This window comes from Xanthomonas sp. WHRI 10204 (assembly GCF_040202875.1).
Taxonomy (GTDB): domain Bacteria; phylum Pseudomonadota; class Gammaproteobacteria; order Xanthomonadales; family Xanthomonadaceae; genus Xanthomonas.
This window is the reverse complement of the sequence record NZ_JBEGDW010000003.1, coordinates 454,507-468,765: the sequence shown is the minus strand read 5'-3', so window position 1 is coordinate 468,765 and position 14,259 is coordinate 454,507. Positions and strand designations below refer to the sequence as shown.

Annotated in this window: 15 protein-coding genes and 1 other RNA gene; 4 read left to right on the top strand and 12 right to left on the bottom strand. The window is 59.7% G+C overall.

Annotated elements, in window-relative coordinates; genetic code table 11:
- Window positions 1–35 precede the first annotated feature (35 nt).
- The 10 genes from ABQZ00_RS18975 to ABQZ00_RS18930 form a co-directional block, all read right to left on the bottom strand.
- Window positions 36–494 carry a hypothetical protein gene (locus ABQZ00_RS18975; RefSeq protein ID WP_115512832.1) on the bottom strand — a complete coding sequence of 153 codons (459 nt, stop codon included), beginning with the start codon at window positions 492–494 and terminating at the stop codon, window positions 36–38.
- A gap of 751 nt (window positions 495–1,245) precedes the next feature.
- Entirely contained in the window at window positions 1,246–1,515 is a 270-nt protein-coding gene (locus ABQZ00_RS18970; RefSeq protein ID WP_055853439.1) for a hypothetical protein, read from the bottom strand.
- 363 nt (window positions 1,516–1,878) lie between these two features.
- Window positions 1,879–2,250, bottom strand: a complete 372-nt coding sequence (locus ABQZ00_RS18965) for a hypothetical protein (RefSeq protein ID WP_115512831.1) — start codon at window positions 2,248–2,250, stop codon at window positions 1,879–1,881.
- Window positions 2,251–3,527: 1,277 nt separating this feature from the next.
- Complete coding sequence (locus ABQZ00_RS18960; RefSeq protein WP_115512828.1) at window positions 3,528–4,034, bottom strand: DUF1579 family protein; 507 nt, start codon at window positions 4,032–4,034, stop codon at window positions 3,528–3,530.
- A gap of 82 nt (window positions 4,035–4,116) precedes the next feature.
- Entirely contained in the window at window positions 4,117–4,452 is a 336-nt protein-coding gene (locus ABQZ00_RS18955) for a hypothetical protein (protein ID WP_115512827.1), read from the bottom strand.
- Window positions 4,453–4,571: 119 nt separating this feature from the next.
- Window positions 4,572–4,955, bottom strand: a complete 384-nt coding sequence (locus tag ABQZ00_RS18950) for a DUF6869 domain-containing protein (RefSeq protein ID WP_161963651.1) — start codon at window positions 4,953–4,955, stop codon at window positions 4,572–4,574.
- Between the two features lie 19 nt (window positions 4,956–4,974).
- Entirely contained in the window at window positions 4,975–5,277 is a 303-nt protein-coding gene (locus tag ABQZ00_RS18945) for a hypothetical protein (protein WP_323538492.1), read from the bottom strand.
- 67 nt (window positions 5,278–5,344) lie between these two features.
- Window positions 5,345–5,680, bottom strand: a complete 336-nt coding sequence (locus tag ABQZ00_RS18940; RefSeq protein ID WP_323538493.1) for a hypothetical protein — start codon at window positions 5,678–5,680, stop codon at window positions 5,345–5,347.
- Between the two features lie 1,263 nt (window positions 5,681–6,943).
- Window positions 6,944–7,297, bottom strand: a complete 354-nt coding sequence (locus tag ABQZ00_RS18935) for a hypothetical protein (RefSeq protein ID WP_323538494.1) — start codon at window positions 7,295–7,297, stop codon at window positions 6,944–6,946.
- 100 nt (window positions 7,298–7,397) lie between these two features.
- Window positions 7,398–7,577, bottom strand: coding sequence for a hypothetical protein (locus ABQZ00_RS18930; protein ID WP_115512823.1), 180 nt, complete (start codon window positions 7,575–7,577; stop codon window positions 7,398–7,400).
- Window positions 7,578–7,759: 182 nt separating this feature from the next.
- On the opposite strand from ABQZ00_RS18930, the gene ABQZ00_RS18925 reads away from it, so the two are divergent.
- Window positions 7,760–8,725 (top strand): phage integrase N-terminal SAM-like domain-containing protein, encoded by a 966-nt coding sequence (locus tag ABQZ00_RS18925; protein ID WP_323538495.1) that lies wholly within the window; start codon window positions 7,760–7,762, stop codon window positions 8,723–8,725.
- A 28-nt stretch (window positions 8,726–8,753) separates the two neighbouring features.
- Here the strand turns inward: ABQZ00_RS18925 and ilvD are convergent, their stop codons facing one another.
- Entirely contained in the window at window positions 8,754–10,643 is a 1,890-nt protein-coding gene (ilvD, locus tag ABQZ00_RS18920) for a dihydroxy-acid dehydratase (protein ID WP_323538496.1), read from the bottom strand.
- 406 nt (window positions 10,644–11,049) lie between these two features.
- Here ilvD and ABQZ00_RS18915 point away from each other — a divergent pair, with 406 nt between their 5' ends.
- Window positions 11,050–11,316 carry a YkgJ family cysteine cluster protein gene (locus tag ABQZ00_RS18915; RefSeq protein WP_323538497.1) on the top strand — a complete coding sequence of 89 codons (267 nt, stop codon included), beginning with the start codon at window positions 11,050–11,052 and terminating at the stop codon, window positions 11,314–11,316.
- A gap of 56 nt (window positions 11,317–11,372) precedes the next feature.
- On the opposite strand, the gene ABQZ00_RS18910 is transcribed toward ABQZ00_RS18915, so the two are convergent.
- Window positions 11,373–11,918: a gamma carbonic anhydrase family protein gene (locus ABQZ00_RS18910; protein ID WP_323538498.1), complete on the bottom strand. Its 546-nt coding sequence runs from the start codon at window positions 11,916–11,918 to the stop codon at window positions 11,373–11,375.
- 361 nt (window positions 11,919–12,279) lie between these two features.
- On the opposite strand from ABQZ00_RS18910, the gene ABQZ00_RS18905 reads away from it, so the two are divergent.
- Both ABQZ00_RS18905 and ABQZ00_RS18900 read left to right on the top strand, forming a co-directional pair.
- Window positions 12,280–12,356, top strand: a non-coding RNA gene (locus ABQZ00_RS18905) — sX9 sRNA.
- 464 nt (window positions 12,357–12,820) lie between these two features.
- Complete coding sequence (locus ABQZ00_RS18900) at window positions 12,821–14,131, top strand: MFS transporter (protein ID WP_323538499.1); 1,311 nt, start codon at window positions 12,821–12,823, stop codon at window positions 14,129–14,131.
- The last annotated feature ends 128 nt before the right edge of the window (window positions 14,132–14,259 follow it).

Genomic DNA, 14,259 nt, shown 5'->3' with positions numbered 1-14,259 from the left:
GGTGCGGGCCATAACGTTTGACTTAAGCGGCGCCGTCAGGCGTCCGCTTGAAGGAAGGGTGAGGCGTTCAGGCGCCTCAGCCGGTATGCCATTTCTTCCGCTACTTCAGGCTTGCCTGATGTGGCGATTTCTTTGATGAGCGCGATGGACTCGGGCGTGTTGATGTCTGCGAGAGCATGGCTGAACCACTTGGCAATAACGCCTGGTTCGGAACACGTGTACTCAAGCATTTGAAAGTCACCTTCGAGAACCTGACGAATGTAGCGAACGCTCGACGGACTACGAAGGAGTTGGATTTCTCTGGTTACCTCTTGATGAAGCTCGTGCCCTGGCATCACAAGCAGCTCATTGAGGATGTCTGATCGATTTTCTGGCTCGCCGATGGTTAGGGTAAGGCTCAGTAGATCACATGAGGCCTGCCAGTTATTCTGGGAAATTGCGATGGACATTTCACGCAGAACTTGCTGTTTGACCGTCTCAGGCTGCTGGTTCATGTTGGAATGCCTAACGGCTGAACTAAGCCGACTGGCGGATCCAGTTCGGCTTGAATGAATTGTTAGGTGCCAGACGACAGCACCCGAGAGGCAACGAGTGTCACAAACAATACTGGAGGGAGCAACAGTACGCCAAGCTCGAGCTTGCGGTGCAAAGGGCGTGGTGCTGGAAGGGCACGAAACCTGGTTTGACCGTAGTAGATGGCGAACCCAGATAGAAGGGTGGAGACACCTAGACTTGCAGCGACGAGGAGCAGCCACATCATTGCGTGGTTTTGCTGCTCCGGCGTGGGGCGAAGTACATAGCTGACGCCAACCGGGAGAACTATAGAGACGAAGCTGGCAATAACCGCAAGAACCCTTCGCATGGCACCTAACGCCTGAATTAGGCCGCGCCGCGACGCGGCGTCGGCTTGAATGAATTGTTAGCGATGAGCGCTATTTGCACCTGTAGGGGCTCTCGGCCGAGTGCTCCTTCTTAGTCTCGTTGTTAACTATTGTCACGACTGCACCTGGGTGCGCAAGGCAGAATGCATTTCTTGCGGTGTAAATTCCAGACCCTTGGGCCACGATGGAATTGGGCATGGCTGTTCCGTCGGCCCGTGCTGCGGTGACCGTGTAGCTTCCGGACGTCGTAATGCAACCAGACAAAAGCACTGCTGATACTAGGAATAGGTACTTCATCTGCTCTCCTTTGTGCTAACGCCTGAGTTAAGTCGCGCCGCGACGCGGCGTCGGCTTGGACGAATTGTTAGCTGCGCTGCGATTGCTTGAGGCGATGAGCGAAAACGACATAGGGCCAGAAGCCGGCTATGGCCAAGCCCAGCGCTGAAGCGAACAGTTTGCCGAAGGCGCTCCCATTGGGGCTGGTCCAAGCCATGAACACCAGTCCGATCCAGAAGATCATCAAGGGGCCACCAAGAAGCACAAGCGCGAACGTCGTTACGCCCTTGCCCGTACGGGGATCTTGAAGCTTGCCGACGATGTCCGCAGTGGCGAAGTTGATTTGAAAGGGATCCACAGTCGATCGAACTGGCTCGCTTTTTGGCGGGGGGCGCCGTCTCAACAGTTTGGTTTAGGTCAATCTCGGGATTTGTGGGCTGAAGTAGATCCCCGAGATTGGTGCGGGCGACGAGCTCTTTGAGCTTTGGGTCCATGCGTGCTCCCCCTGAGCAGCTAACGCCTGAATTAAGCCGACCCGCGAAGCGGGTTCGGCTTGAATGAATTGTTAGGGAAGCTCTGAACAACTCTTTCATAGGTTTCCCATCGATACCTTGGACAGACTAAATCACGCGCAAGTGCTTGATTTTAAGTGCCGGCGATTGTCGTGATTAGCCTGGATTGCAAATCTCTCTCGCTGGGCCATGAATTATTCAGAGGTTCCTTAGGTTGCGGCCAGCAGAGAATGCGATGAAGCAGCAGCGACTGCACTCGCGAACACAGAGAAAACTGACGCAACCTGCAAGTTACGGAGGCGGCTAGTGAGGGGCAATCTGCGGAGTCTGGCCATGGCAACTAACGTCGCCATACCGAAATACGCCGCGAGAAGCCACCAAACAGGGGCGTGATAGAAGAAGCCTGCCAAAACAATAGCTGCGATTGCTAAAAGATGCAGGAACCTCAGCAGCGTGAAGGCTGAAAGGAGTTGGCCTTTGGTCTCCGCTGCGACTCCACGAAGCGACAGCTCTGAAATGATGGCGCCGCCAACAAATCCTGCTATGACGAGAGTAAGTGGTATGAGCTGCAAGGTGGACATTGTTGAATTAGCGGCCTAACGCTTGAATTAAGCTGCGCTGCGAAGCAGTGTCGGCTTGAATGAGTTGTTAGGCAATGAGTGGCCGCAGAGGTTGATTGGTACAACGCTGCTCCCCAGCACTGCCGCATGGACCGAGTGTGCCACAGCTTGCGGGATGGAGCTTGCCCAGTGATGCAGCGGCGCCTGATACCGCCGATGCCAACTGCACCAAGCGCAGCGCGGGAACGACTCGCCAAGGCGAAGCACCGTACTTAACGCAACCAGAAACGGTCATGACTGCTGTCCGGAGCCAACCGCAAGCACGCCTGCGAACTCACCGAAGCGGCAACCACCAACGCATTTGCTCTACCACGGCCTAACGCTTGAATTAAGCCGAGCGGCGAAGCGGCTTCGGCTTGAATGAGTTGTTAGGCCTGGACTGTCCGTCCATCTTCACCTTCAAACCAATCTGTGTTCTTGTAAAGCGTCTACCCAGATTGACTCGCCACACGCGACGAAGTACGACCTGAGGAGGCTGGAAACAACTGGCTGAGTCAGCTCACCGGCCTCTATAAGCCAAACTAACTTCTGAGAATCATCGATAGGCATTTTCACCGCCCGGTTGCTCCAACTAGGGTAGCAGCAGGCGTAGCCATCAAAAGAAATCCTGACCAGAAATAACCGGCCTTTCTCGTCCACATTAAAGTCTGCGAACACGCTGTCATCTTGCAGCGCAAAGCAGAATCTGCATGGACGAGTGGGCATGACCAGAAAGGTGCGAACGAGCATTGTGGTGCCTGGGCCTAACAACCGAGTTAAGCCGAGACGCAAAGCGGCGTCGGCTTGAATGAATTGTTAGCCCATCTAGTCATAGATGGTGTGAGGGTTCATCTGCTTTGGCGAGAACCACACAATACTGTGACACTCAAGCAAGATTCTAGCCTGCTCATGCCAGATAAAATGACAGCTCCCTCTGCCGATGTGACCGGCATGTTGAGCCAACTCCCTGGCCTCCTCCGCTGAAGCGGAAACTAGAGGGCCGGCATGTGGATCCTCCTGTATGGGATCCACCAAACCTCGCTGCCGCTTGGGTCGTTGGATCGCTATCAGTACGCGCTCCCTAAGGAGTGGCTCCATTGCGCGAAGCGTGTTTTGGGCGAGCCTAATTGGGCAGCCAGTAGCCTTGTGATAGGCAAACACTTGTTCCGTAGTTGGATCATTCATGCTCGGTAGGCCTAACGCCTGAATTAAACCGGCCCGCGAAGCGGGTTCGTCTTGAATGAATTGTTAGCACTCAGCTAAGGACGGCGGACGCTATAGCGCGCAAAGTTCTTCCATGTGCCATCCGGTTGTGATGCTTCAAGGACGAATAGCCAAGTATTTGTCTCAGGGCTATAAGCGAAGGTATCCCGGAAGGCGCCATCCTCGTAGGGGATCGTGAACTGAATCGAGGTTTCCGTGACGTTTCCCGTTCCATGCGGAACTGAATACTTGGCGCCAAAGCTGTCCATCCAGTGCGTAATGACAGTGTTGCTTTCCGCGTCGTACCCAATTAGTACACGCGCCTCATACTCAGAAGGAACTTGGACATCATTCATGTGGATTTCGGTGAAGGCACCCTGGAGCGTAGGCCCGGCGACCATCCGATAGGTGACCGGCTTACCCATTACATCGCCGGACATGACCCAATCACCATCTAGCGCTCTCAGGGCTGCTGGTCGTTCGGGGATCTTTGGGTGCTCTTGAGCACGCAGAGTGCCTCCTGCAAGAATGATCAACAAACCAGCTATAGCTACAAGCCGCATCAAATCTTCCTCTGGGTGCTAACGTTTGACTTAAGCGGCTGGCCGTACGCCAGTCCGCTTGAAGGAAGGGTTAGGCGCCTGGTTACCGAACACGCGGAACCGCTGGCTTTCGATCGTTGCAGCCTTCCCCGATAGCGATGAGGCCAAGCAGCATGAAGAACTCATTTGACATAGCAATGTTGTCGCGAGCTTGTGAAACGTATCCTGCTCGGCTTTCGATTGCTCGCGATGCGGATAGCAGGCAATGCACGATCTGCTTCGACACAACGTGTTCTGCTTTTAGTAGTTCAGCCTTCGCGCACAGAAATGCCTTGAGCGCTTCGAACGCGGGCTTGTCGAAGGTGTCAGCTGTGAGCAACCTCCCAACCGAACGACGGTGCAGTTCTTCAAGCTCAAGGTCAAAGTCGCTTGGTGACATTGGATTTCCATTGGGAGACAAGCTTACTCGGGGCCGACGGATCGCGTTTGAAGGCGCCTAACGCCTGAGTTAAGCCGCGCCACGAAGTGACGTCGGCTTGAGTGACTTGTTAGGCACCACTACCATGCAGCGCTACGACATTGCTCAACCCTACTCCAGATGTCGGGTGGGGTTTGATTTTGCCACACGCCGCTGACTAGATGCTTGAAGGCGGGGTCATGCCGGACTAACAGCTCGATCCGATCGATGAAGTGTTTGCCGTCGTAAGCGATCAGATCCTCAAGAGGGCCAGCAGCGAGACATGAAAGAACATGCTCGTTTGGCCGCTTGCCAAGCACAAAAAGCACAAAGTCCCACAGATCCTCCGCGTGATCGCGGCGAAGGCCATGAAATGTCCGCTCAACAGCCCACCAAAGTGGATGGTCTGTATCGATCTCCTGCTCAATCGAGTGGAGCTCAATGAAGGCGTTCGCCCAAGTCTCAATGTCAATTGAATCTTCCATGTGGTGCCTAACGCCCGAATTAAGCCGACCCGCGAAGCGGGTTTGGCTTGAATGAATTGTTAGAGCCCTTGCGGCGACGCCAGTGCAACCAGATTGTTGTGCCGATGAGTGTAGCCGTTAACCCGGCAAGAGCATACGAAAGGTAAAGAAGTTGCATGCCGATGCGGCAGTACTGCTCAGCGGCATCCAGCGATGTCGGGCCGCAGTATCCGAACCTTAGCGAGGCCGTCGCGACCGCCGAAACGAAAATGTATCCAGTGGCCATGGCGCTCAGGGCCGAGAGTGCTGCAAAAACCAAGGTTGGAACGCGGAATTTGATCATCAAGGGCTCTAACGCCTGAATTAAGCCGACACGCGAAGCGTGTTCGGCTTGAATGAATTGTTAGGCCTCATACCCGCAGATCAGAAGCCGAGCGGGCGGAATCACCAAGAATAAGTGGCGCCATTGTCTTAGTCTCATCAGAGAACATCACCATCCACGTGAACGTGGGTGTGTTTTTTTCCCAAAAAGCATCCAAGTAGACCAGTAGCTCATTTTGAAGTGCAACAAGATCCTGGTCGATAGCATCTGGCGCGATGGTCAGGGTGAGGCCGAGCTCATTGAAGTAGCCCGCGAAGTGGTCTGAAACGGAAGTGACGAAGGACCATTGAGCAGCAATAGCGCGCACATCAATGAGAATGCGATCTAGCGGAGCAGTCGGTGCCTGTGCCTGTCGTTTGCTCATGAGGCCTAACGTCCGAACTAAGCCGAGTTGCGAAGCAACTTCGGCTTGGATTATTTGTTAGGCAGTGAGTGGCCGCGAAGGTTGGATGGTGCAACCATGCTCCGCAGCACTGCCGCCCGGACCAAGTGTGCCACAGCTTGCGGGATGGAGCTTGCTCCGCGACGTCCCGGTGCGGGCTGCTAACGAAGACAATACGACGAGCGCGGCGCGTCAATGACGTACAAGGGCGAAGCAGCGAACTTACCGCAAGCAGCGACGGTGATGACCACTGCCCGGAATCGACTGCCTGCATGCCAGCGAACCTGCCGACGCCGGATCCAGCGAATGATGTGCTAAACCACCGCCTAATGCCTGAGTTAACCCGCGCCGCGAAGCGACGTCGGCTTGGAAGAATTGTTAGCTGCCGCACCACCAACTTCAATCGCGCGGCAAATTGAGTACAAGCAAAGGTGAGCGGATAGGTTTCGTATCTGGGTGCCTGACCTTTACCTGGAATGCAACGGATTGGGCGTTGCCATGCACAGCGAGAACGCTGATCGTTTCCAGTTTGTCGGTGCAGATGTCACCTTGCCGCCCGATACCGACGAATGGCCGGAACTGCAAGTGGAGTGTGAATTCTCCGCGCTGATTGCTAGTTGCCATTGTTGGGCCAGCAGGGGCGCCTGCTTCGACCCAAGAGGCACCGACTAGAGCGCCGGCCACAGGCTCTTGCTGCGCATTCACTACGCGGCCTTTGACTACATAGAATCTATCAAGGCAATTGGCCGACACCAGATGTGACGCGAGAAGCAAAGCGACGGCGGCAATGAGTCTAACCATATGCAGCTAACGCCTGATTTAAACCGCGCCGCGAAGCGGCGTCGGCCTGGACGAATTGTTAGGCGGCGCCACACGCGTGCCGCGCTTATAGAGAAAGCGCTGGGGCGACGAGTTGCAGCTTTGATAGACGAGGAATCCTCCGTCTGGCAGGCCGTTAACGAAATTGCCGCTCCATTCAACGCAGTCTATCGTTCGGTCACCGAAGAACGTTCCGTGAGCTCGCCCTGTAAACCACTGACTGTCTTTGGTGCGAGCAGTTGTGGGCACCACGAATCGCCTAGTTCCGGAAAGCAGAAGCTGGCTTTCGTGGACGTCACGTGTACCACCACAGCTCGCTACCACAAGAGCGCAGGCAAGAATTAAACCCCAATACCGTGACTTCCCATAGTTGCCTAACGCATGAGTTAAGCCGAACCGCGAAGCGGTTTCGGCTTGAATGAATTGTTAGGGCTTGTCCGGTACACCCTGAGCGAACTCGCCACCGCTGTGAAGGTGCTCAATGATGCGCTTTGCCATGAAGCCATAAACGACCTCGGGCGGTGTGTCGTTCTCGACGTATCGAATGTGCGATACCACATAGGTCGTTCCTAGCTGTTGATTTGCTTCTGCCACTCCATCAATTACATGTTTGATGAGTTGATCCTCGGCCAGCGGCGCGTGTCTACACCCGCCCGTGGCAGGAAGCCGCTCACAGACAAGCTCGTCGCCGGAATCACCGAGCCGAATTTGAAGCAGGTTGTGCTTAGGTCCAGTGATGCGGGAGGTTGCGAGAAAATTACCGAGTCGTAAAAAGTGCATGTGCGGGCCCTAACGCTTGAGATAAGCCGACTGGCGAAGCCAGTTCTGCTTGATTGAATTGTTAGGCCACAACCACAGCGGCCCAGCCGACAGCGGTTGTTTAATCATCTGCGCAGCCTGTAATGGAAAGCTCGAGTCCATTGCCATTGATGTCTGCGAAGAGACAACAACCATCTTTGAACTGAATTCCGATTTCTCCCGGCCGGTGACGCCAGACAGTCTCAACAACTTTTCCGACTAGCAGCTGAGTTGCACGTTCTGCTTCTTCTTCAAGCGTCATGCAGTATTCCTTTGTGGCCTAACAACTATTCGAAGTCAAAAAAGTGCGTAGCACCGGGGTGTAGTACGTAATCTCTAACCTCCCCACCCAGTGCAACCCCAGTCGTATCAACGCGGTATCCCGATCGTGGTGCGTGACTACGATGCGTAAGCATGTCGCATTCCCCTGCGCGACTCATTTGAATGCGACCGTATCATTCCGACCGAACGGCTTCAATCTCCTGGTCTGCATCGGGCGCCAGGCAACCGTCTTCGGCAGCGCCTACCGGGCGACGACCGGCTCGGCTGCTGGATCGTGTCTGCGATCGGTTGCGGCGGCTGGGCAGTGCCAAGCGCACCGGGGATGCCTATGTTGGCTGGATTCGGCGCTTCATCCTGGCCAACGGCATACGCCATCCAGAGACGATGGGACGGCGCGAAGTGGAAGCGTTCCTGGCCGTGTTGGCGGCGCGCGATCACGTGGCGTCTTCGACGCAGAATCACGCGCTGGCTGCTTTGCTGTTTCTGTATCGCGAGGTGTTGGGACGCGATTTACCATGGATGGACGAGATTGAGCGGGCCAAGCGGCCGCGGCGGTTGCCTACGGTCTTGAGCGAGGCGGAGGTCATGGCGGTGCTGGCGCCGGTGGAAGGGCGTCATGCACTGATGGCGGCACTGCTCTACTGGACCGGGATGCGCTTGATGGAGTGCCTGCGCCTACGCATCAAGGATGTGGATCTGGCACGCAACGAGATCGTGGTGCGCGATGGCGAGAGTGATAGCGACGGGCTGGTGCCACTGGCGCTCAGTCTGCGCGCGGCGATGATGCAGCAATGCGAGTGGGCGCTGCTGCTCCGTACGGGGGAAGTGATGAGCTTTGCCCGGTGGGTGGTGTTGTCGCATGCGGTAGCGCGCAAGTGTCCCCATGCCGATGCCGCGCCATGGTTGGCAATATCCGTTCGGTCTCCGCGCCAGTGGGTGGATCCAGGCATCCGCCGGATTGGCCGGCGTCACGCTTACAGGGAAGTTCTGCAGGGTGCTTTGCAGTGGCGCGGTTTAGGTTCGTCGGCTTTGTCGCGTGATCGCGTGGCTGCCCCCATCCGCCCTTCGGGCACCTTCCCCCGCAGGCGGGGGAAGGGCGGAGGACGGTTTTTCCGTGAGTCTTCGTAAGTCTTTGCAAGTCAGGGAGTGCAGTTGGTCACGGCCGCGGCAGCGGGGACGGACGGCATGGGCCTGGCTCGGAGATATCCCAGCCGCCCAACAACGCCTTGTCCCGCACCGCGCCCTTGTCCGCGCTGGTCGCCAGCAACGCATAGGCCTTCAACGCGGTTGTGACCTTACGTGGGCGTACCTCTACTGGCTTCCAGCCCTTGGCGTCCTGCTCGGCGCGACGACTAGCAAGCTCTTCGTCGGAGACCAGCAGATTGATCGAGCGATTAGGGATGTCGATCAGGACCTTGTCGCCATCGCGCACCAAACCGATCGCGCCGCCTGCGGCCGCTTCCGGCGAGGCGTGGCCGATCGACAGGCCCGAGGTGCCGCCGGAGAAACGGCCGTCGGTGAGCAGGGCGCATTGCTTGCCCAGGCCCTTGGATTTGAGGTAGCTGGTGGGGTACAGCATTTCCTGCATGCCGGGGCCGCCCTTGGGGCCTTCGTAGCGGATCACCACGATGTCGCCGGCTTTGACTTCGTCGGCAAGAATGCCCTTGACCGCCGAATCCTGGCTTTCATAGACGCGGGCGTTGCCTTCGAACACGTGGATGGATTCGTCCACGCCAGCGGTTTTCACCACGCAGCCGTCGCGGGCGATATTGCCGTACAGCACGGCGAGGCCGCCTTCCTGCGAGAACGCGTGCGCGACATCGCGAATGCAGCCATCGCTGCGGTCGGTATCCAGGCTGTCCCAGCGCGTGGCCTGGCTGAAGGCGATCTGCGTGGGGATGCCGCCCGGTCCGGCCTTGTAGAACGTATGCACCTTCTCATCGCCGGTCTGGGTGACATCCCATTGCGCGATGGCGTCGGCCAGCGTGCGTGCGTGCACCGTGGCTGCGTTGGTATGCAGCAGGCCGCCACGTGCGAGCTCGCCGAGGATGGCCATGATGCCGCCAGCGCGATGCACGTCTTCGATGTGGTACTTGGGCGTATTCGGCGCCACCTTGCACAGCTGCGGCACGCGCTTGGACAGGCGGTCGATGTCGCGCATGCCGAACGGTACTTCGCCTTCCTGCGCGGCGGCGAGCAGATGCAGGATGGTATTGGTCGAGCCGCCCATGGCGATGTCCAACGTCATCGCATTCTCGAACGCTTCGAAGGTGGCAATGCCGCGCGGCAATGCGGCGGGATCTTCGCCGCCGTACCAGCGGTGACACAGTTCCACCGCCACGCGACCCGCACGCAGGAACAACTGTTCGCGGTCTGCGTGCGTGGCCACCACGGTGCCGTTGCCCGGCAGCGACAGGCCCAGCGCTTCGGTCAGGCAGTTCATCGAGTTGGCGGTGAACATGCCCGAGCACGAGCCGCAGGTGGGGCAGGCGCTACGTTCGAATTCGGCGACTTTCTCGTCCGATGCGCTGTCGTCGGCAGCGATCACCATGGCGTCGATCAGATCGAGTTTATGTTCGGACAACTTGGTCTTGCCGGCTTCCATCGGGCCGCCGGAGACGAACACGGTCGGGATATTCAGCCGCAACGCGGCCATCAACATGCCCGGGGTGATCTTGTCGCAGTTGGAAATGCACACCAGCGCGTCGGCGCAATGCGCATTGACCATGTACTCGACCGAGTCGGCGATGATTTCGCGACTGGGCAGCGAATACAGCATGCCGTCGTGGCCCATCGCGATGCCGTCGTCCACAGCGATGGTGTCGAACTCCTTGGCCACGCCGCCGACGCGCTCGATCTCGCGCGCGACCAGCTGACCAAGATCCTTCAGGTGCACGTGCCCGGGCACGAACTGGGTGAAGGAATTGGCGATGGCGATGATGGGCTTGTGGAAGTCCCCATCCTGCATGCCGGTGGCGCGCCAGAGTGCGCGCGCGCCAGCCATGTTGCGGCCGTGGGTGGAGGTCTTGGAGCGGTATTCGGGCATGGCGATGTCGACAACTGATCAGCGAGCGGTGGCTGGCAATTAGAGCGCGTCGCGACTGTTGCTGCTGCAACCGTCACGGCACGTTCTGGCGATCGGTCACGGTAGCACGCAGCCGCCAGGCACGAGCGCGGCGGCAGGCGAGCACGGATGCGGCGAACGCGTGGCCGGGCAGGCGTTGCGGCCACCCCGAACGGTTCATCGATGCGGCGCGACACGCGCGTTTTCCAGGCTGCGCGCATGCGCGCTGGTTCAGGGGGAGCCACGACAACCACAGCGCTCACCGTCAGGCGGGCGCATTCGCGCCGCAGCGTCGTCGCCAACCATGCGAATCGCAGTGCCACGCGCCTCGCCCACACGCACCTGACGTTCGCTCGCTACGTTCTGCTGGCCGCTCTAAACTGCGCGCATGACCTCTGCCACGTCGTGCCGCGCCGGCTGTGCCGCGTGCTGCATCGCGCCCTCGATCAGTTCGCCAATCCCCGGCATGCCCAACGGCAAGCCGGCCGGGGTGGCGTGCGTGCAGCTGGACGCGCAGCTGGGCTGCCGGTTGTTCGGGTCGCCGCAGCGCCCGGCGGTGTGCGGCAGCCTGCGGCCGTCGCTGGAGATGTGCGGCACATCGCGCGAACAAGCGTTGACGATGCTGACGGCGTTGGAGCGCGCCACGCAGCCCTGAAAAACCAGCCCTGCGCCGGTGCATCGACGCTAGTCAGCAGTCGGCCGCGCGCCTGCTCAGTCGCCGACAGGTGCGCTCAGATACTGATCCTTGAGCCGCACATAATGTTGCGCGGAGTAATGCAGGCTTTCGATTTCCTTGTCGCTGAGCGTGCGCGCCAGCCGCGCCGGATTGCCCAGCCACAATTCCGCTTCGCCAACGATCTTGCCCGGGCCCACCACCGCACCGGCGCCGACAAAGCCGTAGCGTTTGATGGTGGCCCCATCCAGCACGCAGGCGCCCATGCCGATCAGGCACAGGTCTTCGATGGTGCAGGCGTGCAGGATGGTGCCGTGGCCCACGGTCACGTCCTCGCCGATGATGGTTGGATAGCCGGCCTTGTTGAACGGGCTGTGGTGGCTGACGTGAATAATGGTGCCGTCCTGCACATTGGTGCGTGCGCCGATCTGCACGTGATTGACGTCGCCGCGGATCACCGTGCCTGGCCACACCGATACATCGTCGCCCAGGCTCACCTTGCCGATGATGGTGCAGGCCGGGTCGACATAGACGCGTTCACCCAGCTGTGGGGTGTGTTCCAGAAACGGGCGAATCGGGGTCACGGCACTCTCCGGTCAATCAACGTGCCGCCAACTGCGGACACGGCTGGATGATACCTGTGCGGTGCGGATTGCCGCGGCAGCGGTCGTGCTGCGCAATGAATGTCCCCAGATGCGCACGTGTGTTGTGGATGCTATGGACGCGGCATGCCGCGATGTGTGTTGGGCCAGGCTGTGGTCAATCGCTGCAGACGAATAGCGCCCCTTTGAAGGTACACGCGGTGTTGCTGCCTGAGCATGCTGCACATCCCGCGATCCGACAGACACCAGTGCGTCCGCTGCCCATGATGCATGCATGACCAGGAACAGATAACAAAACTACGGCGCGGCCACTGGACGGGCACGGCCGCTGCTCGGAATCGGTATGGGCGACTCGTACGCTCCGGTTATGCACGCGCTGTCCGTACCCACCTGACGGCTGTTCGAGCGGGTTTGTGAGGCGCTCCAAGCCGCATGGAGCGTTGTCGCCGTGATATTCACCGACGAAGTGCATTGCGCAAGTTGGCGCAACGCTGCGGACAAGCACCGCACACTCCCGTCGAAGGCGATCTCGTACAGCTAACGAGATAACGCTGCGGCCGCGCCGGACCTGATCTCCAGGTGCGCACCGTACCTGAAGGAGCAGCCGGCAACGCAAAGAGCACACCCGAACGCATCGCTGCGCAAGCGAAGTCCAGTTTGTCGGCCGTCCGATAAGCGCACAACACTGCGGTAATCGGTCTTGAACACCACCTGCAATCGGCCTAGCGTGCATGCGGTTGCCACGCGTTGATCGCGGTCTGCCACACGTACCCGTTTTTCCAGTTGGCGGCCACGTGGCGTAGCACGGCGCACAAGACACGCCGCGATACCGCACGTCCTGCAGCGACACTAGACCAGCACGCCTCATCTCACAGGACACCCCAATGCTCCAAAGCACCCCAACTTCCACGCACTTTGTCCTGGAACGCATGACGCCGTTCCAGTGGAGGGCCGTGGCGGTGTGCGTGCTGCTGACGATGCTCGACGGCTTCGACGTGATGGCGATGGCATTCACCGCTCCGCATGTATCGGCCGACTGGCAGCTGTCGGGCAAGCTGCTGGGGGCGCTGTTCAGTGCCGGGCTGGTCGGCATGGCGGTGGGCTCGCTATTGCTGGCGCCGTTGGCAGACCGCATCGGCCGCCGTGCGCTGATCCTGGTGTGTCTGGCCATCCTGACCGTCGGCATGGGCGCGTCTGCGCTGGCGGGCGATGTGTGGCAGCTGGGCGCGCTGCGGGCGTTCACCGGGGTCGGGATCGGCGGCATGCTGGCCTGCGTGGCGGTGACCGCTGCCGAATATTCCACCGCACGCTGGCGCAGTACGGCGACGGTGCTGCAGGCCACCGGCTACCCGGTCGGGGCGACGATCGGGGGCGCGATCGCGGCGCTGCTGGTGCAGCATTGGTCCTGGCCATCGGTGTTCTGGCTCGGTGCGCTCGGCTCGCTGCTCTGCGTGCCGCTGGTGCTGGCCTTTTTGCCCGAATCGCTGGACTTTTTGATGGCGCGCCGGCCGCCCCACGCGCATGCACGCTTCAATGCGGTGCTGGCACGCATGGGGATGGCGCCGCATCCGCAGTTGCCGCTGCCACCTGCGCAGACGGCAGGGCAGGCGCAGGGGTATGCGGCCTTGTTCGTGGGTAAGCTGCGGCGGCAATCGCTGCTGATCGCGCTGGCGTTCTTCCTGCTGATGTTTGCGTTCTACTTCGTGCTCAGCTGGACGCCCAAGCTGCTGGTGACCGCCGGCCTGTCGGCTGCCGAGGGCCTTACCGGCGGGGTGCTGCTGAACCTGGGCGGCATTGTGGGCGGCACGCTATTCAGTTGGCTGGCCCTGCGCGGGCGCCTGTCGCGGCTCACCGCCGGCGCACTGGTGCTGGTAGCGATCGGGATGGTCGCGTTCGGGTTGAGCAGCACGGTGCTGAGTTGGGCATTTGTCACCGCGTTGCTGACCGGTGCGGCCCTGACGGCGGCGATGGGGGGGCTGTATGCGGTGGCGCCGGTGGTCTTTACCGCGGCGGTGCGCTCCACCGGCATGGGCTGGTCGATCGGGATCGGGCGGCTTGGCGCCATTGCCTCGCCGCTGTGCGCCGGGGTGCTGCTGGATGCCGGTTGGTCGCCGGCCATGTTGTATCTGGCCTGTGGCGTGCCGTTGCTGTTCGCCGCTGCTGCGGTGGTGGCGATGCGCTTGCCGGAGCGCTGAACTGCTCAGCTTGCGGTGCCCAATGCCGGTTGATGTGGCGGCTGCGGTTACGTTCGTAGACCAAAGAAATCGCGACCGGTGCCGATAACTCCGGAGACCGCCAAGCCCGTGGCGGACTCTTCCGTGGA

What these genes read in the sequence shown, in the direction of transcription:
- ABQZ00_RS18900 (WP_323538499.1), top strand. Translation starts at nt 12,821, where the DNA reads ATGCTCCAAAGCACCCCAACTTCCACGCACTTTGTCCTGGAACGCATG.
- ABQZ00_RS18955 (WP_115512827.1), bottom strand. Translation starts at nt 4,452, where the DNA reads ATGTCACCAAGCGACTTTGACCTTGAGCTTGAAGAACTGCACCGTCGT.
- ABQZ00_RS18960 (WP_115512828.1), bottom strand. Translation starts at nt 4,034, where the DNA reads ATGCGGCTTGTAGCTATAGCTGGTTTGTTGATCATTCTTGCAGGAGGC.
- ABQZ00_RS18950 (WP_161963651.1), bottom strand. Translation starts at nt 4,955, where the DNA reads ATGGAAGATTCAATTGACATTGAGACTTGGGCGAACGCCTTCATTGAG.
- ABQZ00_RS18930 (WP_115512823.1), bottom strand. Translation starts at nt 7,577, where the DNA reads ATGACGCTTGAAGAAGAAGCAGAACGTGCAACTCAGCTGCTAGTCGGA.
- ilvD (WP_323538496.1), bottom strand. Translation starts at nt 10,643, where the DNA reads ATGCCCGAATACCGCTCCAAGACCTCCACCCACGGCCGCAACATGGCT.
- ABQZ00_RS18940 (WP_323538493.1), bottom strand. Translation starts at nt 5,680, where the DNA reads ATGAGCAAACGACAGGCACAGGCACCGACTGCTCCGCTAGATCGCATT.
- ABQZ00_RS18925 (WP_323538495.1), top strand. Translation starts at nt 7,760, where the DNA reads ATGCGACCGTATCATTCCGACCGAACGGCTTCAATCTCCTGGTCTGCA.
- ABQZ00_RS18945 (WP_323538492.1), bottom strand. Translation starts at nt 5,277, where the DNA reads ATGATCAAATTCCGCGTTCCAACCTTGGTTTTTGCAGCACTCTCGGCC.
- ABQZ00_RS18975 (WP_115512832.1), bottom strand. Translation starts at nt 494, where the DNA reads ATGAACCAGCAGCCTGAGACGGTCAAACAGCAAGTTCTGCGTGAAATG.
- ABQZ00_RS18915 (WP_323538497.1), top strand. Translation starts at nt 11,050, where the DNA reads ATGACCTCTGCCACGTCGTGCCGCGCCGGCTGTGCCGCGTGCTGCATC.
- ABQZ00_RS18935 (WP_323538494.1), bottom strand. Translation starts at nt 7,297, where the DNA reads ATGCACTTTTTACGACTCGGTAATTTTCTCGCAACCTCCCGCATCACT.
- ABQZ00_RS18965 (WP_115512831.1), bottom strand. Translation starts at nt 2,250, where the DNA reads ATGTCCACCTTGCAGCTCATACCACTTACTCTCGTCATAGCAGGATTT.